This is a genomic window from Corynebacterium glucuronolyticum DSM 44120, from assembly GCF_030440595.1.
GTDB classification, from domain to species: Bacteria; Actinomycetota; Actinomycetes; order Mycobacteriales; family Mycobacteriaceae; genus Corynebacterium; species Corynebacterium glucuronolyticum.
Genome location: NZ_CP047452.1, coordinates 1,349,438 through 1,376,085, shown reverse-complemented (window position 1 = coordinate 1,376,085; position 26,648 = coordinate 1,349,438). Strand labels below are relative to the sequence as shown.

The window sequence follows — 26,648 nt, the reverse complement described above, 5'->3', positions numbered from 1 at the left end:
ATGCTCGCCGAACGTATGCTTCCATTCATTTGGTTGCGACTTGTCGTCCTTATCGGCTTCACAATTTTCGTTGCAGTGAAATCCATGTGGGTAGTCACACTCATCGCCGTGGCGTTAACTGCGTGGACCGTCTTTCAGCTGACATACACGTACCGCAATTTGTCACAGTGACGAAATAGTGACGTGCAGAGCCCGGCATAAAAACACCCCTGGAGGACCTGAGTGTTGAATAGCGTAGCCCAAAAGGGGGCTGCGCTTTTTCTTTCCCTGGCGCCGATCAGTTGTAGGGGTTAAGTACGATACGCCTCAAAGGAACCCGTAGAGATTTCCCAACCATGCAGACGTAAGAGCGAAACATCCTGCGGAGAACAATTGGCGGACAATTCGCCGGGTGTTGACGGGTCCTGAGATCGTCGAGCACGGATAGGACATCGAAAGCAGTACGAGGCCTCATCACCGGGCATGAACCATAGCATGACTCCTTGGAGGGAGCGGTCAACCGGACATGAAGCCCCACAAAACGCCAATGTACGGGTAACTGTCCGATAATGTACATTATGTCAGTTAGGACTTCCCCGCCTAGGCGAGGAACTGGTCGTATCCCAGCTTCGCAGACATCACCACGACGAGGACCAAGATCAGAATGCGAAGCATCCCCGCCCCCTTTGCCATCACGAGTCGGGCGCCGATCTGTGCCCCAATGACGTTCGCAACTGCAAGCGCAAGGCCAAGTCCCCACAGAATCTCCCCGTGGAACGAAAACACGATGAGCGCCCCAAGGTTGGTAAATGTGTTCGCAATCTTCGCCCAAGCGGCGTTCTCGAGAAAATCCCCGCCGCGGATGCTCGTAAAGGCCATGATGAAAAACACTCCAGTTCCCGGACCGAACGTGCCATCGTAGATGCCAATAGCCAACACCGCCGCACATATGGCCACAACCCTGACGGTGGTGTGCGGATACCGCGTAGACGATTGCCCAAAAGACGGTTTGAACAGCACAAACGCCCCTACCAGGACGAGCGCAACTGCAATGATTGGCCGCATAATCGCCTTGTCGACGTTACTCGCCACCAACGCTCCAAGACCCGCACCGACCAAAGCCAACGGTGCATAGCGTAGCGATCGCCTCGCCGAATCTACCTTTGCCCCCAGAGTGAACGCCGCGCTTCCCGTCCCGACAATCGCAGCTACCTTATTTACGCCCAGTGCCTGCGCATTTGAAAACTGCGGGTTGCAGATGAGAATGAGAGGCAGAAGGATAAGTCCCCCACCGCCGATGAGGGCGTCGATAAGCCCTGCAACGAGCGATCCGACGAGCATAACAGCAAGCACAAGTGTAGCTCTTTCTAAAAAGAAAACGGTCGTGGGAGGATTCCCACGACCGACAATTTTACTTCCCGGGCTCTTAGGACAGCGCTGCTAGGGCCTTATCGTAATCCGGCTCCTCGCCGATCTCCGGAACGAGCTGGGTGTACGTAACCTCCCCCTGGGGGTCGATGACGACGACAGCGCGAGCCAAAAGACCTGTCAGAGGTCCGCTTACCTGCTCGATACCGAACGCCTCACCGAAACCGTGGCGGAAATCGGATGCCGTCTCCACATTCTCCAGCCCCTCCGCGGCGCAAAAACGGTCGAGGGCGAAGGGAAGATCGCGGGATACACACAGAACAACGGTGTTATCCAGTGAGGATGCCTTCTCGTTGAAGGTACGCACCGACTGTGCGCAAACGCCGGTGTCTACGGACGGGAAGATGTTGATGACCAGGTTCTTCCCGGAGAAATCGGAAAGAGTGCGGTCCGATAGATCGCCAGCCACAACAGTAAAGTCCGGAGCCTTGTCCCCGACGGCGGGGAGACTGCCGGAGGTCGTTACTGCATTTCCTTGAAAAGTTACTTCAGCCATGCACCCCAATGTAGAGGAAACTGTTTGCCAGCGCTACATCCTAGTGGCTCGCAATTATATGTCGGGCACCGATCATCCCGCTCTCCCCTAACGCCTCGACGCTTGCAAGTGTGAAGCGGAACAAGTTGCGATAACAGGAGTCAAATCCCAACGCTGCGGCCTCAGATTCGGCGTTGTCAAAGTTAGTAAAGAAGATACCGAAGCTTGGTGCGACGTGCGTATCAAAGACCGTGGTCGACAGCTTCGGCAAGCCACTTGCACGGCTAACGATTCTGCTCATCTTTGCCGCATCTGGAAGTCTAAAGGTTGGTGCGAGGTAGCGCCGTGTCACCTGAAGTACGTGGTCAATAATCGCGTGATCGCCAGTGCGCACGAGGGCGGAAACAGCGACTGAGCCGACCGGAGACAGGTTTTCGCTTCCCCACCGCACAAACGCCGAGAACGCAGATTCAGATAGCACATTGGCGTAGTCTCCCGTAGTCACTACCGTGAATCGACGGGGCCGCGTGCGTTCAGTTGGGACTGGAAAGGGTATGCGCCCGACGGATACGCCGGGGATGCGAGCAGCTCGCACTTTTTCCACGTTGAGGGGGTCAGCACTCAGGTACTCTGCCCTAGCCCCCATGGAAGATGCAACCGCACTCAACGCTGCACCGTTATATCCAAGTTCGCTGACGAAATCGCCACTGCGGATATCTACGTCTGCACACAAAACGGCAAGCGCCCGCTGTTGGGCTTCGTCGAGGTCTCGCGGCAGGACCCGTCCCGGCGCCGAATAGGTTCGTGTGGTCAGAGCTGGATTGGGTGTGGTTACAGTCGGGATGCCCGCGTTAAAGATGCCAGGTTGCAGGCTGACCAAACTCCCGGACGCGAGGCGGCGAAGGTCCGTTGGGATCCCCATAGCCTCCTCGTTCGAGGGAACGACCCGAGCTTTTTTCTTCGGCACATAGGCAACACTCATGAGACGGCGAAGAACCGTCGGCAGATCACCGGCAGTCCACTCTCCTGCCATGTACGATTCACCGATCCCGAGCCACCCGGACTCAGCAAGACGATAGAACAATGCATCCGACGAGACGGTTATATCTGCACCGGTTCCTAGACTGATACCAGCCTCGCGGCATATGTCCGCGAAGTGCGCTTCTGCTTTCCGCACGCGGGTACGCCCGAAAAGCCCACCCGTCGGAACAGTAGCGACGGCCGGCCAAAGATCGGGATCTACATGCGAAAGGTGCTCTGGAGTGCTCATCACTTTCCATTTTCCCAAAGTTGAACGCGGTTGGTCTTCCGACACACCTATGCCGCGAAGAGGTGGGGCCAGCGGTCCACCCGAAAGCAGAAACACGAGTGTGGTTTTTGTCGGCACACATGTTCCCTTCCAAACATCAGACCCCTGCGGACCGTGGAGGCACAACTGTGCCTTGCCGACGCACCAGTGTCCCCCGATCCGTCACGTACATCCATCCTAGTTTTTTCACACCCTATATATAGAGGGCCAAAGAGACCCGCGATAGGACGTGGAGAACATGCAGCACAACGCCGACATATCCCGCCACCATTACCATTCACACTACGTTCCTCACCCGTAGAAACTGCGCCAACATACCTTAGATGAGCTGTACCAATGGGCGAATTCGCTTGAGAACGCGCCTTGAGGTTGTCCGATGTCCTATCCAGTGAATCGCTCACACAATCACCGAGCGTCAATAACGTGCACCATTCGGGGGGAGTACTTTCGTACCCTTTCTACAATAAAGTGTGTTACATTACCGCCGGTTGTCTGATGTCAGTTCGATTAACCTCGCACTTTATAAACGGCCGGGGTTAGAAAAGCTTTTAGTGCGGTCAAAAATGTTTGCCGGCACCCCACTTTTAGTATGTTGTAGGTCACATTACACAGGTAGATTTCTCACATCTCTCTTCCCTTTCTCGGGCCCGTCGCCCGCAACCGGGCAGGTCACGGCGGTGACGAAAGTTTGGTGGCGAAACCTTCGCGGGCGACGTGCAAATAGGATGATCTTTTTGTGTGTACAGTGACTCAACGAAAGGCCGATAGTCGCGAACGCCCGGACAGGGCGATCTCCACGGCACGTACGTATGTACCTGGATTGAAGAAGCGGCTTCCGGCTCGCAAGCTAAGTTTTAACGGACCTAACCCGAAAGGCGGGAACTGTGACTGCACAAGTAGACAACCAGAAGGTCGCTGCAGAATGGAAGGGCTTTGAGCCCGGCAACTGGCAGGATGAAATCGACGTCCGCGACTTCATCCAGAAGAACTACACTCCGTACGAGGGTGATGCTTCGTTCCTCTCCGGCCCGACCGAGAAGACCAAGCGTGTCTGGGATCACCTTGAGGAGAACTACCTCTCCGTCGAGCGTAAGAAGCGCATCTACGATGTTGATACCGAAACCCCTGCTGACATCGATGCCTTCCCTGCTGGCTACATTTCTGACGACGACAACGTCATCGTCGGTCTGCAGACCGATGTCCCGCTGAAGCGTGCCATGATGCCGAACGGTGGCTGGCGCATGGTGAAGCAGGCCATCAAGGAGGCCGGCAAGGAAGTTAACCCGGATGTTGAGGAGATCTTCACCCGCTACCGCAAGACCCACAACGACGCGGTGTTCGACATCTACACCCCGCGCATCCGCGCCGCTCGTTCTTCCCACATCATCACCGGCTTGCCGGATGCCTACGGCCGTGGCCGCATCATCGGCGACTACCGTCGAGTTGCACTCTACGGTGTTGACCGTCTCATCGAGGAGAAGACTGCGGAAAAGGACAAGGTTGCAGGCGACAACTTCTCCGAACACTGGGCTCGCTACCGCGAGGAGCACTCCGAGCAGATCAAGGCGCTGAAGAAGCTGAAGCACATGGCTGAAATGTACGGGTTCGACATTTCCGGCCCGGCTAAGACCGCCCAGGAAGCTGTTCAGTGGACGTACTTCGGCTACCTTGCTTCCGTCAAGAGCCAGGACGGCGCCGCTATGTCCTTCGGTCGCCTCTCCGCATTCTTCGACTGCTACTTCGAGCGCGACCTCGCTGCTGGCACCATTACTGAGGACGATGCCCAGGAGATCATCGACGCACTCGTCATCAAGCTGCGCATCGTTCGCTTCCTCCGCACCGAGGATTACGATCAGATCTTCTCTGGCGATCCTTACTGGGCAACCTGGTCCGATGCTGGCTTTTCCAACGACGGGCGCCCGCTGGTCACCAAGACTTCCTTCCGCCTGCTGCAGACACTGCGTAACCTTGGTCCCGCCCCGGAGCCGAACATCACCATTTTCTGGGATCCGGAACTTCCGGCTGGTTACAAGGAATTCTGCGCCGCTATTTCGATCGAGACCTCCTCTATCCAGTACGAGTCCGACAAGCAGATTCGTAAGCAGTGGGGCGACGATGCGGCAATCGCGTGCTGTGTGTCCCCGATGCGCGTGGGTAAGCAGATGCAGTTCTTCGGTGCCCGCGTGAACTCCGCTAAGGCTCTCCTCTACGCCATGAACGGCGGTCGCGACGAGGTCAGCGGCAAGCAGATCACCGACGAGCGCGAGGGCGTTCAGGGCGATGGCCCGCTCGACTTCGACGAGGTATGGGAGAAGTACGAGGAGATGCTGGACTGGGTTGTCGGCACCTACGTAGAGGCTCTGAACATCATCCACTACTGCCACGACCGTTACGCCTACGAGGCCGTCGAGATGGCACTCCACGATGCCGAGATTGTCCGCACCATGGGCTGTGGCATCGCCGGACTGTCCATCGTTGCTGACTCGCTCTCCGCCATCAAGTACGCCAAGGTTTACCCGGTGCGCGACGAGACGGGTCTCATCGTCGATTACAAGACCGAGGGTGACTTCCCCTGCTACGGCAACGACGATGACCGCGCCGATGATATTGCGGCTACGGTGGTTCACACCATCATGTCGAAGATCAAGGAAATCCCGATGTACCGGGACGCTATCCCGACGCAGTCCGTGCTGACCATCACCTCCAACGTGGTGTACGGCAAGGCCACCGGTGCCTTCCCGTCCGGCCACAAGGCAGGCACCCCGTTCGCACCGGGTGCGAACCCCGAGAACGGCGCAGACAGCCACGGCATGGTTGCATCCATGCTTTCCGTGGGCAAGCTGGACTACAACGATGCGCTGGACGGCATTTCGCTGACCAACACCATCACCCCGTCGGGCCTTGGTCGCAACAAGGATGAGCAGGTCAACAACCTCGTTGGCATCCTGGACGCCGGCTTCATCATCGACGGCGATAACTGCCCCGCCTAATCGACACCGTAGGCTTCAAACAATCTTCCTGGGCCCCTCCCCTGTGGAGGAACCGGCCCGGGGCCCCGTAAATACAGAAAGAGAGATAACAATATGTCTGCTCAGACTTTCGAGTCCCGCATGGAATCCATGAAGGCTAACCGCGAGAAGAACAACTCCGAGTCTGGCCTCTACCACGCCAACATCAACGTGCTGGATCAGTCCACGCTCGAAGACGCAATGGAGCACCCGGAGAAGTACCCGAACCTCACCGTTCGCGTTTCCGGTTACGCCGTTAACTTTGTCAAGCTGACCCGCGAGCAGCAGCTGGACGTCCTCTCCCGTACGTTCCACCACAACGCTTAAGGGATAGTTTTCCCAACTCGCCCGCTGCGTACTCCCGTGGCGGGCGCTTTCATATGCCCGTGGATCCTATCTCACCACGGCTTTACATTTGGTAATATCTAATTAACAGTGGACGTTGTGCGATAGCCGCCTCCTACAGGTGCTCATCATGGATGCGGTCGAAATGAGATGAACAACGATTAATCACGAGGAGGAACACTATGGCAGATGGATTAAACTCAACGGTTACTATCGCTCCCTCCGACGGTGAACGCATACGTGGCATGGCCGGCGGCATCGGCGGACATTCCGATCTTGCAGAAGCCGAGCGCTCCGAACTTTTCGCGGCGAGGAGAACGGGGTCCGTGGGGCTCGTTCATTCGTGGGAACTTGTGACGGCCGTCGACGGACCTGGTACCCGCATGACGCTTTTCCTCTCCGGGTGCCCGCTGCGTTGCGTGTACTGTCACAATCCCGACACAATGGATATGAAGGAGGGCACGCTGGAGGATGTCGAGGCGATCATCAAGAAGATTAAACGGTATCGCCCCGTGTTTAACGCCTCTGGTGGCGGCCTGACGATCTCCGGTGGTGAGCCGCTTTTCCAGATCGCGTTTACGCGACGGATTCTGGAGGCAGTTCACGCGGCGGGCATCCACACGGCGATCGACACGTCTGGTTTCCTCGGCGCCAGGCTCACCGATAATGACATCGCCAACATCGATCTCTTCCTCCTCGATGTGAAGTCTGGCTTTCCGGACACATACAAGAGGGTAACGAGCCGCGACCTTCAGCCAACGTTGGACTTTGGTGAGCGTCTCACCAAACTTGGCAAGAAGATCTGGATTCGCTTCGTCCTGGTGCCTGGTTGGACGGACGCTCCGGAAAACATTGAGCGCGTCGCTCAAATCGTTTCCCGCTGGAAGTCATCCGTCGAGCGTGTGGAGGTTCTCCCCTTCCACAACATGGGTGCCGATAAGTGGAAGAACCTCGATATGGAGTACAAGCTCGAGGGCGTGAAGCCGCCGTCAGCAAAGGCGGTGGAGGCAGCACGGGCCGTATTCCGTTCCTACGGCCTCACTACTTTCTAAAAAATATGGACTGGGTAGGTACCCAGTCCATATTTTTAAAACTTCTTCAACAGGCCGAGGTCGAGCGACGGCTTCGCTTGCTTTTCAGCGTGCTCGAGGATGGCGACCACAAAGGAGGAACGTCCTCGCGTGAACGGACGAAGATCCCAGCTTTGCAGCAGCAAGGAGCTGCGCAAACCCGCCGCCTCCCAATCAGCTTCGAACTGATCGAAGCTGTAACCGCGATCCAATCCAAACCCGAGTACCAGGCGACCAGATTGCTTGAGAAGACCCGCTAGCTTTTCTAACACCGCACCCTGGGAGCCCGGAGCCAAGAAGGTAAAGACATTTCCCGTGCTAATGACAGCGTCGAAGGGGCCGGCCGGGAGCTCATCGGCAACGAGGTCGGCGACGTCCCAGGTGGCTTCCGGATGACGAGAGCGGGCAACGTCGATGAGATAGGGATCGATGTCCACCCCCGTCACCGCGTGCCCACAACCAACGAGGTATCCACCGATCCGACCTTGACCACAGCCTACGTCTAGGATTTGAGACTTCCGATCCACGAGAGCGTCGACAAGCCGAGCCTCCCCGTAGATGTCTTTTCCCTCCGCTTCGATACGGTCCCAGCGCTGGGCATAGGCGACTGAATGCTGCGGGTTGTTATCCGTAATCTGTTTCCATGTGGGCATAAAAACAACTGTAGTCTAACCAATCGGGGGTACCCGACATACGTAATTCGGTTTGTTTCCCACTGTTACAACCCCCTAGGGTGGTGTACGTAAAATGTTGAGCAGAATGTGATCTGGTCAACACAGTTAGTCCAATAATCTACAGAAAAGGACCAACGTGGCTTCATCAAAAAATACACAAGCCAATGATGCCGTCGACCGCACACCCACTGCGGCTGCAGACGACTCCGCACGGCAACGCGACGAAATTCCCTCCGACCTCAAAGCTTACGACCGCAGCTGGGTATTCAGCTTGTTCGGTACCGCCGTCGGCGCCGGAATTTTGTTCCTCCCACTCAACGCTGGTATCGGCGGCTTCTGGCCGCTACTCATCGTCACACTTCTCATTCCGGGAATGACGTACTTTTCTCACCGTGCGCTGTCGCGGTTCGTCTGCCTCTCCCCGGGGTACGCCGATGACATCACGGTCGTCGCAGCTCAGTACTTTGGCAAGATTCCCGGCTGGATCATCACGATCCTCTACTTCCTCGCGATTTACCCCATCGTGCTCATCTACGGTGTCTCCATCACCAACACCGTGAACTCCTTCTTCGTCAACCAGATGGGTTGGCCCGAAGTACCCCGCGCGATCCTCTCCGCGATCCTCATCGCCGCCATGATGGCCGTGCTGCTGTGGGGCGAGCGCCTCATGCTCATCGTCACCGGCTGGATGGTGTACCCGCTCATCGCTTGCCTCTTCGGCGTGTCCATCTACCTCATCCCGTCGTGGGACTTCCGTGGCCTCATGGAGATCGGCGATAACTCTCCGAGCTCCATCATCTACTCGGTGTTCATCATCATCCCCGTCATGGTGTTCGCCTTCAACCACTCCCCGGCAATCTCCCAGTTCTCCGTTGCCATGCAGCGCGCACACGGCTCGCGCTCCACTCAGCACGCATCACGCGTCCTGTTCTGGACGATGATCCTCCTCGTCGTGTTCACGATGTTCTTCGTCTGGTCCTGCGTCCTTGCACTCGGCCCCGACGGCATGGCTGAGGCCAAGGAACAGAACCTCCCGGTTCTGTCCTACCTGGCCAACGTGCACGGCAACCCCCTGATCTCCTACCTCGGACCGTTGGTAGCCTTTGCCGCCATCGTCTCCAGCTTCTTCGGCCACTACCTCGGTGCCGCTGAGGGCGCTGCCGGACTCGTTCGTGCCTCTGCACCCGCTTTTGTGGAAAAGGTAGGGATGAAGGCAATCAATACCGGTGTCGCCGTGTTTATGTTCGTCACAACCTGGATCGCGGCGATCATGAACCCCTCGATTCTGTCCATCATCGAATCGCTCTCCGGCCCTGTTATCGCGTCCATCTTGTACCTCATGCCGATGATCGCGATCTACACCGTCGATGTGTTCAAGCCATACCGCAAGAACGCATCGAATATCTTCGTTATCGTGACCGGCCTGATCGCTATTAGTGGCATCTTCCTCGGTCTCGTCCACCTGTTCTCCTAAGTAAAAGAACCGGCGTACCGCGAAACGACCTTCCCCTGCCCGCAACGGGCAGGGGATTTCTTGTGCAGAAAATGAGTGTGCGGGCAACAGCTACAAGCGACGATTCACCCATCGGACTCAGCCAACAGACATAGACAACAACGCACCCAACACACTTCTGCGCTCGTACTATTTTCCAACAGAGGACGTACAAGCTGGAAAGTTCGTTTTTAGTCCATCCGCGCACTGTGCACGATGAGGCGGACGGCGCTCTTGGCCAGGATCCGCTCGCCGCTGGTACAGGTCACGTTCCACAGGTGCAGCGTTTTTCCGCAGTGCACGGCCTGCGCCGTCACGGTGATCGTGCCGTGCGCTGCGGACGAGACGAAATCGGTGGAATTGGAGATGCCCGCAACTCCCCGGGCTCCCGCAGTGGCCACGAGCCCACCAACAGATGCCGCCGATTCCGCCAGTGCTGAGTACACACCACCGTGAACGATACCGAAAGGCTGGGTGACGCGGTCTGTGATCTCCAACTCCATTGTTACCGTTCCGCGGGAAATAGCCGTGTATCGCGCCCCGAGCGTGCTGTCCAACCCGCCGGTGGCAGCGTTAAATTCCGCTATTTCCTGCTCATCGAGAGGGCGGGAATGGGCACGGGCACATAACTCTTGCAGCTTCATGGCCTTAAGGCTACCGCGATTGTGGGGTTCCGGCTCGTGTGAAGGAAAAAGTTGGCAACTTTGTTGCCGAGACTGCTCTCCCACCGGCGGACTAGGTACGATACTAAGTATGACAGAAGCAACTCCTGACAAGAAGGCCCAAATCGGCGTCGTTGGACTCGCCATCATGGGTTCCAACCTCGCCCGCAACTTCGCTTCCAAGGGCTACACCGTCGCCGTCTACAACCGCACCTTCGCCAAGACACAGGCGCTCATGGAAAACCACGGCTCCGAGGGAGATTTCCTCCCGTCCGATACCATCGAGGATTTCGTGGCTAGCCTCGAAAAACCACGCCGTGCCATGATCATGGTTCAGGCCGGTGCCGCCACCGATGCCGTCATTGAGCAGCTCGCCGCTGCGATGGAGGAAGGCGACATCATCATCGATGGCGGTAACTCTCTGTTCACCGACACCATCCGCCGCGAGAAGGCAATCCGCGCCCGTGGCCTGCACTACGTTGGCACCGGCGTGTCCGGTGGCGAGGAAGGCGCACTTCACGGCCCGTCGATTATGCCCGGCGGCACGGAGAAGGCGTACGAATCTCTCGGACCGCTTCTGGAATCCATCTCTGCTCACGTCGACGGCGAGCCGTGCTGCACGCACGTCGGCTCCGATGGTGCAGGACACTTTGTGAAGATGGTACACAACGGCATCGAATACGCTGACATGCAGGTCATCGGCGAGGCTTACGATCTCCTGCGTCGCGTTGGCGGGCTGGATACCGATGAGATCTCCGAGATCTTTGGCGAGTGGAACAAGGGTGACCTGAACTCTTACCTGGTTGAGATCACCGCTGAGGTTCTCGCCCATAAGGATGCTGAGACGGGCAAACCGCTTGTCGACGTCATTGTGGATGCGGCCGGCCAGAAGGGTACCGGTCGGTGGACGGCCAAGGAAGCTCTCGACCTCGGCATCCCGGTCACTGGTATTGGTGAAGCCGTCTTCGCCCGTGCACTGTCCTCCAGCCTCGACCAGCGCGCTGCTGCGCAGGACAAACTGCCCTCCGGCACCCTGTCTGAGGAAGCTGTGGACAAGGATCAATTTGTCGAGGACGTTCGTCGCGCTCTGTACGCCTCGAAGCTCGTTGCCTACGCTCAGGGCTTCGACGAGATCCTTGCCGGGGCGAAGGAATACAACTGGACGATTAAGCCCGGTGAGCTTGCCAAGATCTGGCGCGGGGGCTGCATCATCCGCGCAACCTTCCTCAACCGCATTACCGATGCCTTTGAGAAGAACCCGGAGCTTCCGTCTCTTCTGCTCGACCCGTACTTCAACGGTGAGCTCGATGGTCTGGTGGACTCTTGGCGCCGCGTTGTCGTTGAGGCAACAAAGCGCGGAGTGCCGGTGCCCGTGTTCGCATCGTCACTGAGCTACTACGACGGTCTGCGTTCCAACCGCCTGCCCGCCGCTCTCATCCAAGGTCAGCGCGACTTCTTTGGTGCTCACACCTACAAGCGTGTGGACAAGGAAGGCACCTTCCACACCCTGTGGTCTGAGGATCGCTCGGAAGTTGAGTACTAAATAATTTTTGTCTCGCACCCGCGTTTTGTCTGTCAAAGCGCGGGTGCTGTTGTTTCCACTGTTATGCTATGTGTGATCACTGATGGACATATTTTTAAGTATTTTATCCCTCGTTGGCTTCGTCGCCCTCACGGGGCTTACAGGCCTGTTCGTTGCCATTGAGTTCGCAATCACAGGTCTCGAGAGGGCAACGATCGACAGCCACGTTAAACAGGTTGGCGACCGCCGAGCGCTGGCGATCAAAGAGGCGCACAACAATCTGTCTTTTGAGCTTTCCGGTGCCCAGCTGGGCATCACCATCACCACACTGGCTACTGGTTACCTCGCAGAACCGGTTCTCTCTACATACTTCACCCCTCTCCTCACTCTCGTGGGACTTAGTGAAGAGCTCGCGACCTCCGTGGCACTCATTCTCGCGCTTATCGTTGCCACGCTCCTTTCCATGGTCTACGGCGAATTGGTGCCCAAGAACCTAGCCATTACTAAACCCCTGGCAACTGCCCGCTTCGTCGTCCCGCCCGTCCAGATCTTTAATAAGGTTTTCTCTTGGTTCATCAAAGCACTCAACTGGGCGGCAAACGCGCTAGTACGAAAGCTCGGCGTTGAACCAGCCGACGAGCTCGCGTCGGCCCGCACCCCGCAGGAGCTCGGCGCTTTGGTGCGAAACTCCGCTAATCAGGGCAAGTTTGATCAGTCCGAAGCCCAGATGCTCGATCGTTCGCTCAAGTTTGGCGAATCGGATGCTGATGAGTTCATGACACCACGGTCTACCATTGTTTCTTTGCAAGCCGATGACACTGTTAACGACCTCCTGCGCGTCGCCATCGACACCGGCTACTCTCGCTTCCCCGTTGTCAACGGTGATCTGGATGAGACGCTCGGCGTTGTCCACGTGAAGTCAGCCTTCGGCGTGCCGCGCGATAAGCGCTCAACAACTCAGGTCATCGAGCTTGCTCGCACAGTGCCCGTCGTCCCCGAATCCCTCGACGGCGATGCCGTGCTCAAGGCTGTCCGTTCTGCAGGATCGCAGGTCGTCCTCATCGCGGACGAATACGGCGGTACTGCCGGTTTTGTCACGATGGAAGATGTGGTGGAAGAAATCCTCGGCGAGGTGTACGACGAACACGACGATGCCTACGAGGAGCAGGAATACCGGAAAGCGGGCACACACAGTTGGGACGTTTCTGGTCTCGCTCGCGTGGATGAGCTGCCAGATAAGATCGGGTACTACGCACCCGAGGGCCCATACGAATCACTCGGTGGTCTCATCATGGCCACGCTCGGGGCGATACCCGAGGGCGGGGAAACCGTCCTTTTGCCCGAAACAGATAGGGATTACCTCGACGAATTCGAGTCCGGACTCCCCGGTCGGTGGATCGCACGCGTCACACAGATGGACGGAATGCGCATCGATCGAGCCCTGTTGACCCCCATCACGAACGAGGAAGCGGAGGCGATGCAGCAATGAGTATCTGGACGGCATCCCTCCTCATCATCGTATTGCTGCTGTTCAACGCTTTCTTCGTGGGCGGCGAGTTTGCTCTCATCTCCTCTCGCAAGGATCGTCTGGAAACCCTCGTCAGCCAGGGGAATCATCGTGCACGCACCGTCCTTGACGCGATGGAGCATCTCTCCCTCATGCTCGCGGCCGCGCAGCTCGGCGTGACTATTGCCTCACTTATTTTGGGCAAGCTCGGCGAACCCGCGATCGCTCACCTTCTGGAGCGTCCCTTTGCGGCTATGGCCATTCCGCCAGACCTCCTCCACCCGTTGTCTTTTGCGATCTCCCTTTTCATCATCACGTTCCTCCACATTCTGCTCGGCGAGATGGTGCCGAAGAACCTTGCGATCGCAGGCCCCGAATCGACGGCGCTGATACTCGTCCCGCCACTCATTGCTTTTGAAAAGATCACTCGGCCGTTCATCCACTTTGTGAACTGGATCGCACGGATGACACTCAAAGCCTTCGGGATCGAGCAAAAAGACGAGCTTGATTCCACTGTTGATTCCTCCTCGCTCGCCGCGATGATCGCGGAGTCTCGTTCCGAGGGGCTTATCGACGCCGAGGAGCACGTCCGACTGAAGAAGGCGCTGGGTGCTGCACGACGCAGGGTGAAGGAATTGTGTATCCCCCTAGACAAGGTCATCTCCGTTCCTCTGAACCCGACTGTCAAGCAGCTCGAGGCCGCTGTAGCTGAAACGGGTTTCTCCCGCTTCCCCGTCCGCTCGACCACAGGTTTTGTCGGCTACATCCATGTCAAGGATGTACTAGAGAAGATGGTGTCCGAGGATCCCGGAGCAGAGGACGAGATTATTGAACGCTCGGAGATCCGTTCGCTGAAGGTCATGGATGCTGCCACGCCCATGGACGATGCCCTGCGGATCCTGCGCCGCGACCGCGCCCACATGGGTCTCATCACAGAGAATGGGAAAATTCTCGGAATGGTCGCTCTGGAGGACCTCATCGAGGAGTACGTAGGAACGGTGCGTGACTGGACGCATGAGTAGGCCCCAGAAAGTACTAAGCGCAAGCGAATGGATGCCGCTCGCCCGTGCCCACGAGGAGAGCGTCGACACGCTCACCAAAGCCCACCTCGACCGGCACGCGCGGGGTGAGAAACATCCCGTGTGGGACTTCATTTTTGACTACTACCGCAACTCCCCCGGAAAGTTCCGGCGCTGGCATCCGGGAGCAGGCATCGCCATCGCGGGCGCATGCCCGCACGCCAACTGGAAGTACTACGTCAGCGATGGCGACATCACCTGGTGCGATACCGATGCGTTCCTAGCCAAGCGTGGAAAAACCGCGCGTTACGTAGCCAATCTGTTGCGTGCGACGACCGCACACACCGCCCACTATGACTGCTTCTGCCTGCACGAATGGGCGATGTGCTACAAGGAAACGCCCCGCCACTCGCTTCCACTGCGCCTCGGCTCCGACGGCGTTGTCGACGTTGTGGACAGCCACGATATCCGCTGCACCCACTACGATGCGTTCCGCTTCTTCACCGATGCCGCCCGGTCCCTCAACCAAACGCAGCTCACGCGGGATCTGCAGCCCGTGATGGAGCAAGCCGGTTGTTTGCATGCGACGATGGACCTGTACAAGTGGGCGTTCAAGATGGAACCACTCATTAGCAGCGACATCACTGTAGATGCCTTTCTCCTCGCCTGCGATGCGCGCATTCTCGATATGCAGGCATCACCGTATGACTGCCGCGCCTTCGGGCTCGACCCTGTCGCGGTGGAGACGACAGAGGGAAAAGCCCAGTTCGTGCACCGACAACGCGAACTCGCCCGGCGTGGCACTGCCATCCGCTCGCGCCTGTTGACGGCACTCGAAGCCGCCGGAGTAGACACTCCCTAACTGGAGACAACCAGCACCCCGCGCATTGCTTACAATGGAAATAACCCTCGCCTGCACGGGTGAGCTTTAGACCGCACGACCAAACATAGAAGGTGGACTTACTGTGGCACGTCATTCGACCGGGGAAAACAACTACTCCGTGTCAAAGGGATTCGTCGCCCTTCTGGCGGTACTTCTTCTCGTCATCGCCGGAGGCATCTACGCCTGGGTCAACAGAGACTCAGACACCCCGGGAAATGCCAAGGCAGACTGCCCTGAGGGTTCAGCTTCGTTTCACGTCGCCGCAAGCAATGACAGTGGCCTTGTCCAACTGCTACAGCAATACTCAGACACTGCTCCCGTCGTCCAGGACCACTGTGTGACGGGCACTGTAAGGGAAGACATTGAAAGCGCCGCCGGCGTGGCGATAGCTGGCTCTCCAGATGGCGTGCACCAGTTCCTCGCGGCATCCGGTCGCTCCGGTGCGTCGGAAAACTGGCCCATCGCGGCGCAAACACAACTGGGGCTAGTTCACAAAGATGGCGCGGACTTCCCCGGCGGAGATTGGTCGAATCTCAAAGACCTAGACATCGCATTCCCTGCGGATAACCCCACTGTCTCGGCGGCTGTGGCCGTGGCTCTTGCAAACGGTGACGCGGCAGTTGCTTCCCAGCTTCTGGAAAAAGGTCAGGTCGAATCCCTTGATGGCGCTGTTTCCGAAGGACACCCAATCATCGCTGCAACCCGAGTGCAGAGACCGGAGGGATACTCTTTCTATAACCCCGACGACTACGCACTATCCACCTACTACGTGCCTCTTACCTCCACGGACAAGGTCCCTGAGCTGCAGGCACGCGCTGCCTTCGATTTCGGTTCGTTCCTCGAATCCCAGGATTCCTTCCGTCAACCGGATGAAACCCACGCGTCCTGGCTCGCCACTGCTTCCGCTATCGCGGGTAATTCGTCGGGTACCGGTACATCCGAGCAGAAACAGGCAGCTCCCGCCGTTGATTTCAGTGAGCCGCTAGACACGCTTGTACTCCTTGATACCTCCGCCGCCATGGGCAACGTTGCTAACGGGTCCGACAATACGTGGCTAACAGAGGCGCAGTCGGCCGTCGCCGACTATGCCCGCGCCGTCGGTGGCGCTGGGACGAGCATCTCACTGTGGAATTATTCCTCCCCGCTTAATCCGGGCGTGACGAAGGGATGGCGCCAGAACGTCACCTTCGATGAGGGTGCAGGTGGGGAAGCAGCAGCGAACCACGTCGTCATCCTCGGTTCCGGCGGCGAGTCGTGGACACGTTCCAGCGTAGTTGCAGCTCTCGGCACCGCCGCAGATAGGAGCCGGGCGATCCAGAAGCCGGTGAACCTTACCGTTCTCACCACCGGAACGGCAGATCTCGCTGACGACACGGCCTACACCGATGAGCTCAATGCAACTCGCGGCGATGCTGATGTCCGCGTCAATGTCATCCATATAGGTAAGGGCGATCACGATCAGGCACTCGAGAACTGGGCCGCAGATGCGACCGGTGGACTCGTTACCGATGCTGCTACTCCGCAGGCGCTTCGTGTGGCCTTGCAGAGCCTAAGCCCCACGCAGTAGCTTTGAGCGCACACTTCAATGCCCGGCCCGTTGTGGCCGGGCTTTTCGCTTCTCGACGACGTTCTGTTCCGGACGTGCCGTCACGGTTCGCCTGCCTGTGGATGGTGTTTCGTTTGAGTGGCCCGGCGTGCTAGCTCTAATTGCTAGCCCGGTAGCCGCCACCCCGCAACCCGGCTAACACAACCCGGCTAGCACGAGGTGGGCTGGGGCTGCCGCCTAAACGGAACTGCGCCCGCTTATGCCAATCCGTAGGCCTCTTCTCCAGTTTCTCTACCTGCGTCTCAATGGCCCAGAGGAAACGAAACGTACGGCCGGGTGGCCGCCTCGCGGGTGCCACTGCACGCGAAGGCAGTCATAAGACCGGGGTCGCTCCTCCCGCTCTTCACGACGGGAGTCGTGGTGGTGACATCTGGACGTAGTGGCATCGGGGCGCTGGGGACATCGGGACAGAGTGGCGCACAAGTTCCGCTGTGGACTCGCCAAACGCACCGCCTGTAACCTCAATCGCCTGCTCCAAGCTGCGTGTGAGACTAAAGCGTCAAACGAAATGTCCTCTAGGAAGTCAAGCGGATTCACGAACTCGGCCACAGGGAAACGTGTCACCGTCACAGATAGCCTTACAAAACGGAAATACTCATGCTTCCCGTCGGCCTCCACCCGCATCAGACATGGTCATTTACGGATCTAAGGAAACAACCCCGACCTGATGCACACTGCTCCCAGCAATAGATTAGAAGAAAAAGCCGCACGGGGAGGATGACTTACCCGTGCGGCTTTGTAATACGAAGCTAGGAAAGCTTGCGGCGACGACGCTCAGCCAGTTCGTCCAAACCCGTGGTCTCGCCCTCTGCTGGTTGGTCTAGTCGCTCGTGCGGGAACTGCGTGATCGTACCCGTAAGATCCTTCATAATGCTCGGCACGGCGATACCGAACACGCCTTGTCCGCCGTTGAGCAGGTCGATAACTTCTCCGGCGGAGCGACACTCATACACAGTCTTGCCGTCGGAAACGAGGGTGATAGTCGCAAGATCATTGACACCAAGATCGCGCAGCTTTTCAACGGCAGAACGAATATTTTGCAAGGAAATACCGGTGTCCAGCAGCCCCTTCACAATTTTCAGAACAAGAATGTCACGGAACGAATACAGGCGCTGCGAGCCCGAACCGTGAGCACCGCGGATGGAAGGCTGCACCAGGTTGGTTCGATCCCAGTAATCAAGCTGGCGGTAGGTGATCCCGGCAACCTGGCAGGTTGTGGGAACACGGTAGCCAACTTCTTCATCGGGTCCGATGTCGAAAAGGGACTCTTGCATCGGGCGATCATCGTTTACCATGTGTCATCCTTTAGTCGTGGTGTTTACCTACATTTCCAATGTGCAAAGCAGAACCACCTTGCAACTCTGAAGTTCAACTTTAACACTAGTCACATCCGTGTAGTTTACAAGTTGTAGACGGCGTGTCGTATGAAAAAAGCGCCACACGTACAGCATGGCGCTTTAAACTCACTGGTCATCGGGGTTCTCTAAGTCAAGCTTCAAATCACTTTCACTGATTCCCAAGTCACCCATGAGAGCCGAAAACTCATCGTCGTCTGAAATGTCAATATCGCTCGGATCGAATTGAATGTGTTCGCCCTGCGGTTGGAGGGGTACCGTACCTTCAAATAGATCGAAAAGATCCGTTTGTTCATCAACGGAAAGTCCACATTCACAGAGGACATCCTCTCCGATATACAACGTATCTTCGATGAGATCGGCCATGACCAGTGCATCCGTCGGCCGACAGTCGATCTCCTCACCGTTTCTCAAATAAATGGTGGCATAAAACACACCGTCGGAATAGCCGGTTATCGCAACTTTGTCCACGCCAATGTCTTCAATCCGATCCAGGAGCAGATCCACCCCTTCTGGGCGATTTGGGGGTCGCACGAGCCGTCGCTCTAGATGGACAGCTGAACTTCCGGGCACCCACACGGGGAGGAGAACATTCCCAACCCGAAAGCTCAGGCATGCGTAGGTACGGTCGAAGGAGTACCAGACCTGATCCATGATTGCTTCGCGCAGAGCCGGTTTCTTCCCCATCGCATTAACTCCTGAGAGCGTTCTTCAAGAGGGTCGCATGCAGAGACACGACGAGCGCAGCGATCTCCTGCTGTTTTTCGTCTGCCCGGTGCTTCGCTGTGTCATCCCGTCCCATGGCGAGGGGCTGCGTTACCTGTTCCACGATGTCCGATTGGCGAATCGCCGCGTTCTTCAAGCTCTTGAGATGGCGCGACTGAAGTCCTGCATCGGTCAGGCGTGCGACAGTGGTGACAATTGCCATGTCATCTGCCGTGAAATATCCCGCAGGATCAGGGGTGATGAGTCCCAGCTTGATGCACTCGAATACGAGATCCTCGTCCGCACCGGAGCCGTTGGCGAGATCCACATCGGAAAGTCGCACGGGAGCAGGATCGCGGAAGTTCTCCGGGCTAACCACGGGAGTCGACGATGACGCACTCATGATTGAGGCGACCTCACCGGCGTCGATAGCCTCTAATTGTTCCCGAATGACCTTTAACGGCAGATAATGATCCCGCTGTGTAATGAGGATGTAACGCAGGCGCTCGACATCGTCCTCGGTGTAGCGACGGTATCCAGAGGATGTCCGGGATGGAGAGATGAGTCCCTCCGACTCCAGGAACCGGATTTTAGATACGGTTACGTCTGGAAATTCCTCGTTAATGCGCTTGAGCACGACACCAATCGACATTGTTTTCTTTGCCCTGGGAATCCGCCCACCTCGGGCGGATTCATAAACAGAGGAAGCTACCTCATTTTTACGTGCAGGAACGCTCACAACACCCTCTTCTAACAAAACCTACCGTTATGGTTTCAGATTGTACCCTCACCACCACCTTAACGGCACGCCGTAAACAATCAAGGACACAGTCTTTACAAAAGGCCTTTCCGTGTAACGGAAAGGCCTGGGTATTAGTTTGGACTATTTGGCTTGAAGGTACACGAGGCGGAACTTGCCAATCTGTACCTCATCGCCTGAGGACAGCACCTGGCTGTTCTGAGGTTCACGGTTAACATACGTACCGTTGAGGCTTCCCACGTCGGTGACCTCGTAACCACCGTCAACCTTCTTAAATTCCGCGTGACGGCGCGAGACCGTTACGTCATCAAGCAGGATGTCGGAATCGGGGTGACGACCAGCAGTCGTTACCGGCTGGTCGAGAAGGAACCGTGCGCCAGCGTTCGGGCCCCGCTTGACCACGAGCAGCGCTGAGCCGGAAGGAAGGCTATCCGCGTTGAGTCCCGGTTGCGAACCCGTGTTTGCGCTCGACTCCATTTCCTTCAAGAGGTCTGCGCGGAAAACGGAGGTAGTTTCTACCTGTGCCTCAGGAATCTCGTTATGGTCTGCCATTAAGCGGCCTCCAATTCTCGTAGAAAAAGCATGCGGTTGCTTTCAACTATAGCCAGTTCGACGCGCCACGTGGGGTAATTTTCTGTCTACCGGAAGATATCCGTTACCCCCTGAATGAAGCGCCCGGACTTCTTTTCCAAGGGGTTATCCCCGACCATGTATGTCCATGTCGCCGACGGACGAGACAATCCAAGATCATCTAAGTGGGCACCCTCGTTATCGACGGTTACAGTGTTAAACGTATCCACTGCCTCGTCTACAGCGCGGTTAACGAGATCCTTGAACTCACGCACCGCAATGCGGTGAAACTCAGTCAGTGGCGTTTCCCGCGCGATGGCTCGCAGGTGAATGGATTCTCGTACCTCGTCCATGAGCGCGAGGTGATCGCTCCACCCCATGTCGAGGTGGTAAAGCATAACATCACGCGCGGCCTGCACAAGTGTGTCGTGTGCGACGGTACGCTCCAACTCCTGCACACGATCCGGCGTGCGCTCCGCAAAATCTTGCAGCGCCTTGTCTGTGTCCAAAATGGTCGCGCGCCGTTCGTCGATGATTACACGCTGGTCTGCAAGCAGCTTGGAGTACTTCCATGTCTGTGAGTGAATTTCCAGCAGCTGCCCCTCGGTAACACGCTGACAGTGCTCAACGAAATCTTGCACACGCTTTTCCTGGATGAGACCATCCGGCCCGGGGTGGGCGGTAATGGATTCACCGTCGCCACCACTGAGGATGAGCTCGTCCTCCAGAGAGACATAAAAGACAGCGTGACCGGGATCTCCCTGCCGTCCTGCACGGCCGCGTAGCTGATTGTCGAGGCGCGAGGACTTGTAACGACCGGTGCCGATGACGCAGAGGCCCCCGAGCTCGCAAACTTTTTCGTGTTCAGCCTCGTCGGCACCGCCCAATTTGATATCTGTGCCACGCCCTGCCATCTGCGTGGACACGGTGATCCTACCGATGTCTCCGGCCTCAGCGATGATTTCGGCCTCCTCGGCATCGTTTTTCGCGTTGAGGACGTTGACATCAATGTCGTATTCACGGATAGCTTGTGCAAGTTCCTCGCTCTCCGCCACGTCATGGGTACCGATGAGGATGGGTTGACCGGTGGCGTGTCGCTCGAGAATATCGGCGACGACTGCCTCCATCTTCTCCTCCGCCGTAGCGTAGATTCGGTCGGCTTCGTCGAAGCGACGTAAGGGCTCAGCTCGATCAATGACGGAGACGCGCAGGTTGTAAAACTCCCGTAGCTGATCGGTTGCCTCTACAGCAGTGCCCGTCATCCCGCACACTGCGGGGTACCTCCCGATAAGCGCCTGGAGCGTCATGGAATCGAGGATGCGTCCGCCCTCGGTTACGTCGAGGCCTTCCTTCGCCTCTACGGCCGCCTGGATCCCGTCGGGCCAGCGTTGCAGGTCCGCAACACGCCCCTTTGACGCGTCGATAAGCTGAACCTTCCCATCGCGAACGATGTAGTGCACATCACGCTGGAGCAGAGCCTCCGCATGAAGGGCGAGGTTGACGTGCACAAGCGTGGTACCGACATGGTCTTCACTGTAGAGAGAATCAATTCCGAGCGCTTTCTCCACCACAGCAGCTCCCTCATCCGTGAGAAACGCGTTACGCCCGTCGGCATCAACCGTGTAATGCTTGCCCGGGGTGAGGGTGCGAACGATATCGGTGATGTGGCCCTGGGGCGCTGTACCGGGGACCGAACCGGCGAGGACCAGCGGAACCAGCGCTTCGTCGACAAGCACACTGTCAGCCTCGTCCACAATGGCCACATCCGCGCCGTGCTGGACGGCATCCTCACGTCGTGTAATGAGCTGATCACGGAGCACGTCGAAACCAATTTCGTTGACGGGACCGTAGACAATGTCCGCCTTATATGCCGCGATGCGCTCCTCACGGGTGGACTTTTCCGTGACAAAGGCAACGGAGAGCCCGAAGAACTCCACCAGCGGGCGCATCCACGTTGCATCGCGCTCGGCCAGATAGTCATTCACAGTGATGAGGTGCACTTTCTTGCCTTTGAGCGCAAACCCCGTTGCCGCCATTGCCCCCACGAGGGTCTTTCCCTCGCCCGTTGCCATGTGGATGACATCACCATCAAGAAGCCGGAGCGTAGCCTGCGACTGCACAGCAAAAGGCGTGAGTCCGATGGTTCGTGTGGAGGCAACTCCCAACGCGGCGAGAAAGGCCGGCTGGTCGTCTATATGTTCGCGGGCATAGCGAGCTAGATCGGAATCGGAAAGCGTAGCAAGATCGTCTGCGACTTGTGTCGCCGCAGCAACCACCTTTTTACTTTGCTTTTGGTTGCGCCCCTTCTTGGAGCCCAACGCGTTCCATAACCAATCCATTCCGGCCATGTGTCGCCTTCCTTGTTCGTACCTCACTCATGCCTGTATGCACACACCCGTGGACGGGCGCGCTGCACACCAGCTACGCGGTCATTGTCTCCAGACTAGCGCACGGATTCCCTTGCCTTCTTCACGGCTACCAGCACCGCCACAAAAATTTCCCATTTCGGCGCCGAATCTCACCAGCCATCTCCACCAGTCAACACCACAGCGGGCAGAATCGAGGGACACGTAAGTCGATAGCTGTCCCCTCCAACACACGGGCTATGACAGCATCGACCCGCCGTGGCGCCAGTCACGCCAAGCACTTCCGTGATATACCGACACACCTATTAAGGGGCAAAATCATTAGGATTGGGGACGGTAAAACTTCACGCATTCGCGTTGAGATGAGTAGCCTCAGGTGCGAACGGTACGGTTTGCTCAACAACTACCTACCACCAGCACTGAAGGACACCGCGGAAGAGAAGGATCGGAATACACTATGCACTCAGTAAACGTCACAGTCCCCTCACCGGCAGGCCTCGGGCTCGCCGCAACTATTGACTTCCCGGATACAGAGCCCAAAGCGTTCGCCATCTTTTCACACTGCTTCACAGGTAACCGCCATACGCCGTGTGCATCACGTGTATCCAAAACACTTTCGGAGTATGGCTACGCCGTTCTCCGCTTTGACTACCCCGGCCTCGGCCAATCCGAAGGTGAGTTCGCTGACCAGACCTTCACGTCAAACTGTGAAGACCTCTACGCCGTTTACGAATGGCTGGAAGAGAACTACGAAGCTCCCGCCCTTCTCGTCGGACACTCCCTCGGCGGTGCTGCCGCTCTGCGCACCGGTCAACGGATGAAGAAGCTGAAAGCAATTGCGACCATCGGCGCACCCTTCGACCCTGCACACGCGGTATTCCAGTTCCCAGATGCGATCAGCGAAGTCGACCGCCAAGGCGATTACACCTTCTCCCTTGTGGGACGCACCATGACGATCTCACGCAAGCTCCTCGAAGACCTTGCAGAGACCAACCCGGAGACCTACCTTCCGGATCTAAAGAAGCCCCTCCTTCTCCTCCACTCACCCACCGATCAGACTGTCGGCATCGACAGCGCCCAGCTCATCTTCCAGGTCTCCCGGTACCCTAAGTCCCTCGTCGCCTTGGATAAAACGGACCACCTGTGCACGAAGCCTGGGTCTGCGGCACGTGCCGGGCGACTTATTGCTGAATGGGCCGAGCCGTATACCCAGGTCGGTGAGCGGTTCCGTGAACAGGTAGACGAGACCGTCGCCGAGGCACGCTCTACCCGGACGGGTAAGTACACCGACGCGGTGCGCGCCGGCGTCCGCCATTTCATCTCCGACCGCGAAACCACGCGTGGCGGTAAGGGATACGGCATCACCCCCACGGGACTTCTCATGAGCGCCATCGCTACGTCAACGTCCCAGCAAATCCGTGTCAACGCCAAGAAACTACGCATCCGCGGGTTGGACAACGTACACGTCGATGTTCAGCAGACCCCCACAGCGGCAACTGAGGTCGCCGACTTCACTGGCGACGGTTCCTTCGATCTCACACGGTCGATCGAACTCACCGGCAGGCTTTCCGACGATGAGGTTGCCCGCCTGACAGCTACCCTCGACGATCCGCTCATCCACTCACTCCTTGAAGGTGCCCTGAATATCACCGATACCATCACCAATACATCAGTAGATGCCTGACAAAGCGATTCCAGGCGGAAAATCACCAGCTATTACTGCTTCAAAACTCGGCGACTTTCCACCGCTTCACCTGCCAATTTTGGATCCGTATTGCAATGTTGTAATCTGGATGAGCTGCACAACAAGGGCAGCGGCGGACTGTGGCGCAGCTTGGTAGCGCACTACACTGGGGGTGTAGGGGTCGCAGGTTCAAATCCTGTCAGTCCGACTGAAAAACCGGCACCGCGAACGCGGCGCCGGTTTTTGTTATGCGCACTCCACGCACACAGATCAGCACCCAAAAAGTCACGGGGACAACGCGTCGCCTCGCCACGTGAAGCCAGATCCCCCCAAAGGGGTGTACTCCACCTGCTAGCAAGCGTGCCGTGTTCCGTAACCACATAGCGGCATCTGCGGAGTGCCCATTACGGTTTAGGCAGTTCCCTGCTGGGGACCCGAGGATTCATGGTTTCTCCCCTTTTGGGGTGGGTTATGTTTGTTCCGGTCCCTGCTTAGCAGCGGGACTCGTCACTGGCTTCGGTATGGCTTGTTTTTGTCCCTGTCTGAAAATGATCCGGGGGGTGATGCCGCCGAAGGCAGTGACATACTTCAACTGCTAATAGGAACCTGACTCGCCGGAATGCCTGGTGAAGTCTCAAGTAATGTGGATGCCAGCGAGAGTATGTCCGACGAACCCAGTGACGATATCTGTCCGTTTCACACTTATATCGCACATGGAGAATCGTCCTCGTGACCTACGATTTCGTCATCGGCATCGATGTCGGTAAATACTTTCATCACGCTTGTGTCCTCGACAAAGATGGTAAACAAGTAAAGTCAAAACGCATTGACCAGTCAGAACATTCTTTACGCAGGTTCTTCGACCTTTTCCTCGCCCTGTCCTCGAAAATTTTGGTTGTGGTCGACCAGCCCAACAATATTGGCAGGCTTACCGTCGCAGTTGCCCAAGACATGGGGATTACCGTTAAATATCTTCCTGGATTGTCGATGCGGCAGCTGTCGAGGGTTCATGTCGGAAATGCGAAAACTGATGTTCGTGACTCATATGTCATCGCGCATGCAGGAGCCAATCTTCCCGATGCCTTGCGCAATGTTGACCGTGTCCAGCAGGTGTTCAGTCAGCTAAAAGTACTCAACGGTATCGATGAAGACCTCGCCCGGTCCTACACCAGGCTGATCAATCAAATCCGCTCCTCCCTTGTTGGATCCTATCCCGAATTCGAACGGGTACTTCGTGGCCAAAATATCCACAGACGGTGGGTGTTGCACATGCTGGCCAAATATGGTGGCCCCACAAAAATCAAACGAATGGGGCGCGCACGCCTGATCGCGTTCGCGAAGAAGTACAAAGCAAGAAACCCCGAGAAAATCATCGATGGCCTGCTGGATGCCATCAAGAATCAAACCGTGTCAATCCACGGGTCGGAATATGTTGAACTCGGTGTCGCCATGTCCGCCACTGATGCCTTGGCAAAGCTTGACCACCGGAAAGTTATCGAAGAAAAAGTAGGCGCCCTCATCGAGGAGGTTCCGCACACCCACATCCTCTTGTCTATGCCTGGCATCGGCCCGAAAACCGCAGCTCAGATCCTCATGACAGTCGGGGACTTCTCGGACTTTAAAACAGCTTCCCACATGGCCTCATACGCAGGACTATGCCCACAGACCAACCAGTCAGGCACATCCATCAACACGAAATCACCGAACAGGGCGGGAAACAAGAAATTAAAGAACGCCCTATGGCAATCCTCATTTTCAGCGATCAGATACCACGAGCGTTCACGCCAATACTACGAGCGGAAACGTAAAGAAGGCAAGAGACACAACGCCGCAGTCGTAGCTCTAGCAAGAAGACGCCTCACCGTCTTGTTCACCATGATGGCAAATCACAGCCTCTACCAAGAACCAGAAAAACAGAAGACAGCTTAACGGGCTAAAACACCCCAGCCGATTGGCAATACGCCAATCGGCTCCCAGGCGTACCCAAAAACAATCCCACACCGAACGTCACCCCCAACAACTACCCCCCTCAGGTTGACGAACTATATAGGAACACCCCCCCACCTAGCATGGCGGCTCACATCCGTTGAAATGCCCAAATCCCGTCATCCATTCCTTCACAACTGTTTTTGAATAGAAAACTACTATGCATGCTCCATAGTTACGCTTTCTGCACCCTATCCAGGTGGAGAAAAATGTCGAGACGCTCGACTATAGTTTCTTTTCGGA

22 protein-coding genes and 1 tRNA gene are annotated in these 26,648 nt (G+C 57.0%); 13 read left to right on the top strand and 10 right to left on the bottom strand.

Translation table 11 applies throughout. From position 1 onward, the window contains the following. Complete coding sequence (locus tag CGLUCO_RS06215) at positions 1–171, top strand: hypothetical protein (RefSeq protein WP_005390139.1); 171 nt, start codon at positions 1–3, stop codon at positions 169–171. A gap of 408 nt (positions 172–579) precedes the next feature. Here the strand turns inward: CGLUCO_RS06215 and CGLUCO_RS06210 are convergent, their stop codons facing one another. From CGLUCO_RS06210 to CGLUCO_RS06200, 3 genes are all read right to left on the bottom strand, one after another. Further along, complete coding sequence (locus CGLUCO_RS06210; protein WP_005393898.1) at positions 580–1,320, bottom strand: TSUP family transporter; 741 nt, start codon at positions 1,318–1,320, stop codon at positions 580–582. Between the two features lie 85 nt (positions 1,321–1,405). Continuing rightward, entirely contained in the window at positions 1,406–1,903 is a 498-nt protein-coding gene (tpx, locus tag CGLUCO_RS06205) for a thiol peroxidase (protein ID WP_005390141.1), read from the bottom strand. Positions 1,904–1,943: 40 nt separating this feature from the next. Beyond that, positions 1,944–3,152, bottom strand: coding sequence for a cyclopropane-fatty-acyl-phospholipid synthase (locus CGLUCO_RS06200; protein WP_084036254.1), 1,209 nt, complete (start codon positions 3,150–3,152; stop codon positions 1,944–1,946). A gap of 923 nt (positions 3,153–4,075) precedes the next feature. On the opposite strand from CGLUCO_RS06200, the gene pflB reads away from it, so the two are divergent. From pflB to pflA, 3 genes are all read left to right on the top strand, one after another. After that, the gene (gene pflB, locus CGLUCO_RS06195; protein WP_005393893.1) at positions 4,076–6,181 is read left to right on the top strand and encodes a formate C-acetyltransferase; all 2,106 of its coding nucleotides are present in this window, start codon (positions 4,076–4,078) and stop codon (positions 6,179–6,181) included. Between the two features lie 93 nt (positions 6,182–6,274). Continuing rightward, positions 6,275–6,526, top strand: a complete 252-nt coding sequence (gene grcA2, locus CGLUCO_RS06190; RefSeq protein WP_005390145.1) for an autonomous glycyl radical cofactor GrcA2 — start codon at positions 6,275–6,277, stop codon at positions 6,524–6,526. A gap of 200 nt (positions 6,527–6,726) precedes the next feature. Beyond that, positions 6,727–7,596 carry a pyruvate formate-lyase-activating protein gene (pflA, locus tag CGLUCO_RS06185; RefSeq protein WP_005393891.1) on the top strand — a complete coding sequence of 290 codons (870 nt, stop codon included), beginning with the start codon at positions 6,727–6,729 and terminating at the stop codon, positions 7,594–7,596. A 35-nt stretch (positions 7,597–7,631) separates the two neighbouring features. Here the strand turns inward: pflA and CGLUCO_RS06180 are convergent, their stop codons facing one another. Further along, on the bottom strand, positions 7,632–8,267 hold the full coding sequence (locus tag CGLUCO_RS06180) for a class I SAM-dependent DNA methyltransferase (protein ID WP_005393889.1): 636 nt from the start codon (positions 8,265–8,267) through the stop codon (positions 7,632–7,634). Positions 8,268–8,424: 157 nt separating this feature from the next. On the opposite strand from CGLUCO_RS06180, the gene CGLUCO_RS06175 reads away from it, so the two are divergent. Next, complete coding sequence (locus CGLUCO_RS06175; RefSeq protein WP_005393887.1) at positions 8,425–9,762, top strand: SLC5/6 family protein; 1,338 nt, start codon at positions 8,425–8,427, stop codon at positions 9,760–9,762. Positions 9,763–9,971: 209 nt separating this feature from the next. On the opposite strand, the gene CGLUCO_RS06170 is transcribed toward CGLUCO_RS06175, so the two are convergent. After that, on the bottom strand, positions 9,972–10,424 hold the full coding sequence (locus tag CGLUCO_RS06170; protein ID WP_070739297.1) for a PaaI family thioesterase: 453 nt from the start codon (positions 10,422–10,424) through the stop codon (positions 9,972–9,974). A 109-nt stretch (positions 10,425–10,533) separates the two neighbouring features. Between CGLUCO_RS06170 and gnd the strand changes: the two genes are divergently transcribed. The 5 genes from gnd to CGLUCO_RS06145 all read left to right on the top strand — a co-directional run bounded on the left by gnd (position 10,534) and on the right by CGLUCO_RS06145 (position 16,940). Beyond that, positions 10,534–11,985, top strand: coding sequence for an NADP-dependent phosphogluconate dehydrogenase (gnd, locus tag CGLUCO_RS06165; protein WP_084036253.1), 1,452 nt, complete (start codon positions 10,534–10,536; stop codon positions 11,983–11,985). Positions 11,986–12,067: 82 nt separating this feature from the next. Continuing rightward, entirely contained in the window at positions 12,068–13,453 is a 1,386-nt protein-coding gene (locus CGLUCO_RS06160) for a hemolysin family protein (RefSeq protein ID WP_005393885.1), read from the top strand. Next, the gene (locus tag CGLUCO_RS06155; protein ID WP_005393884.1) at positions 13,450–14,493 is read left to right on the top strand and encodes a hemolysin family protein; all 1,044 of its coding nucleotides are present in this window, start codon (positions 13,450–13,452) and stop codon (positions 14,491–14,493) included. The genes CGLUCO_RS06160 and CGLUCO_RS06155 overlap by 4 nt, the downstream gene beginning before the upstream one ends. Next, positions 14,486–15,352: a 3-methyladenine DNA glycosylase gene (locus tag CGLUCO_RS06150; RefSeq protein WP_084036252.1), complete on the top strand. Its 867-nt coding sequence runs from the start codon at positions 14,486–14,488 to the stop codon at positions 15,350–15,352. Before CGLUCO_RS06155 ends, CGLUCO_RS06150 begins: the two co-directional genes overlap by 8 nt. Positions 15,353–15,455: 103 nt before the next feature. Then, entirely contained in the window at positions 15,456–16,940 is a 1,485-nt protein-coding gene (locus CGLUCO_RS06145; protein WP_231286062.1) for a hypothetical protein, read from the top strand. 788 nt (positions 16,941–17,728) lie between these two features. On the opposite strand, the gene CGLUCO_RS06140 is transcribed toward CGLUCO_RS06145, so the two are convergent. The 5 genes from CGLUCO_RS06140 to secA2 form a co-directional block, all read right to left on the bottom strand. Then, positions 17,729–18,274 carry a MerR family transcriptional regulator gene (locus CGLUCO_RS06140; RefSeq protein WP_084036251.1) on the bottom strand — a complete coding sequence of 182 codons (546 nt, stop codon included), beginning with the start codon at positions 18,272–18,274 and terminating at the stop codon, positions 17,729–17,731. Positions 18,275–18,442: 168 nt separating this feature from the next. Continuing rightward, positions 18,443–18,988, bottom strand: a complete 546-nt coding sequence (locus CGLUCO_RS06135; RefSeq protein ID WP_231286078.1) for a bifunctional nuclease domain-containing protein — start codon at positions 18,986–18,988, stop codon at positions 18,443–18,445. 37 nt (positions 18,989–19,025) lie between these two features. Then, positions 19,026–19,691, bottom strand: a complete 666-nt coding sequence (gene ftsR / locus CGLUCO_RS06130; RefSeq protein WP_070739306.1) for a transcriptional regulator FtsR — start codon at positions 19,689–19,691, stop codon at positions 19,026–19,028. Between the two features lie 231 nt (positions 19,692–19,922). Then, on the bottom strand, positions 19,923–20,351 hold the full coding sequence (gene odhI, locus CGLUCO_RS06125; protein WP_005390169.1) for an oxoglutarate dehydrogenase inhibitor Odhl: 429 nt from the start codon (positions 20,349–20,351) through the stop codon (positions 19,923–19,925). 86 nt (positions 20,352–20,437) lie between these two features. After that, on the bottom strand, positions 20,438–22,717 hold the full coding sequence (gene secA2, locus CGLUCO_RS06120) for an accessory Sec system translocase SecA2 (RefSeq protein ID WP_005390170.1): 2,280 nt from the start codon (positions 22,715–22,717) through the stop codon (positions 20,438–20,440). 475 nt (positions 22,718–23,192) lie between these two features. On the opposite strand from secA2, the gene CGLUCO_RS06115 reads away from it, so the two are divergent. The 3 genes from CGLUCO_RS06115 to CGLUCO_RS06105 all read left to right on the top strand — a co-directional run bounded on the left by CGLUCO_RS06115 (position 23,193) and on the right by CGLUCO_RS06105 (position 26,348). Then, a complete protein-coding gene (locus tag CGLUCO_RS06115; protein WP_084036250.1) occupies positions 23,193–24,419 on the top strand; it encodes a bifunctional alpha/beta hydrolase/OsmC family protein in 1,227 nt (408 codons plus the stop codon). Positions 24,420–24,553: 134 nt separating this feature from the next. Beyond that, positions 24,554–24,627, top strand: a tRNA-Pro gene (locus CGLUCO_RS06110). 521 nt (positions 24,628–25,148) lie between these two features. Beyond that, positions 25,149–26,348: an IS110 family RNA-guided transposase gene (locus CGLUCO_RS06105; RefSeq protein WP_084036587.1), complete on the top strand. Its 1,200-nt coding sequence runs from the start codon at positions 25,149–25,151 to the stop codon at positions 26,346–26,348. Positions 26,349–26,648 lie beyond the last annotated feature (300 nt).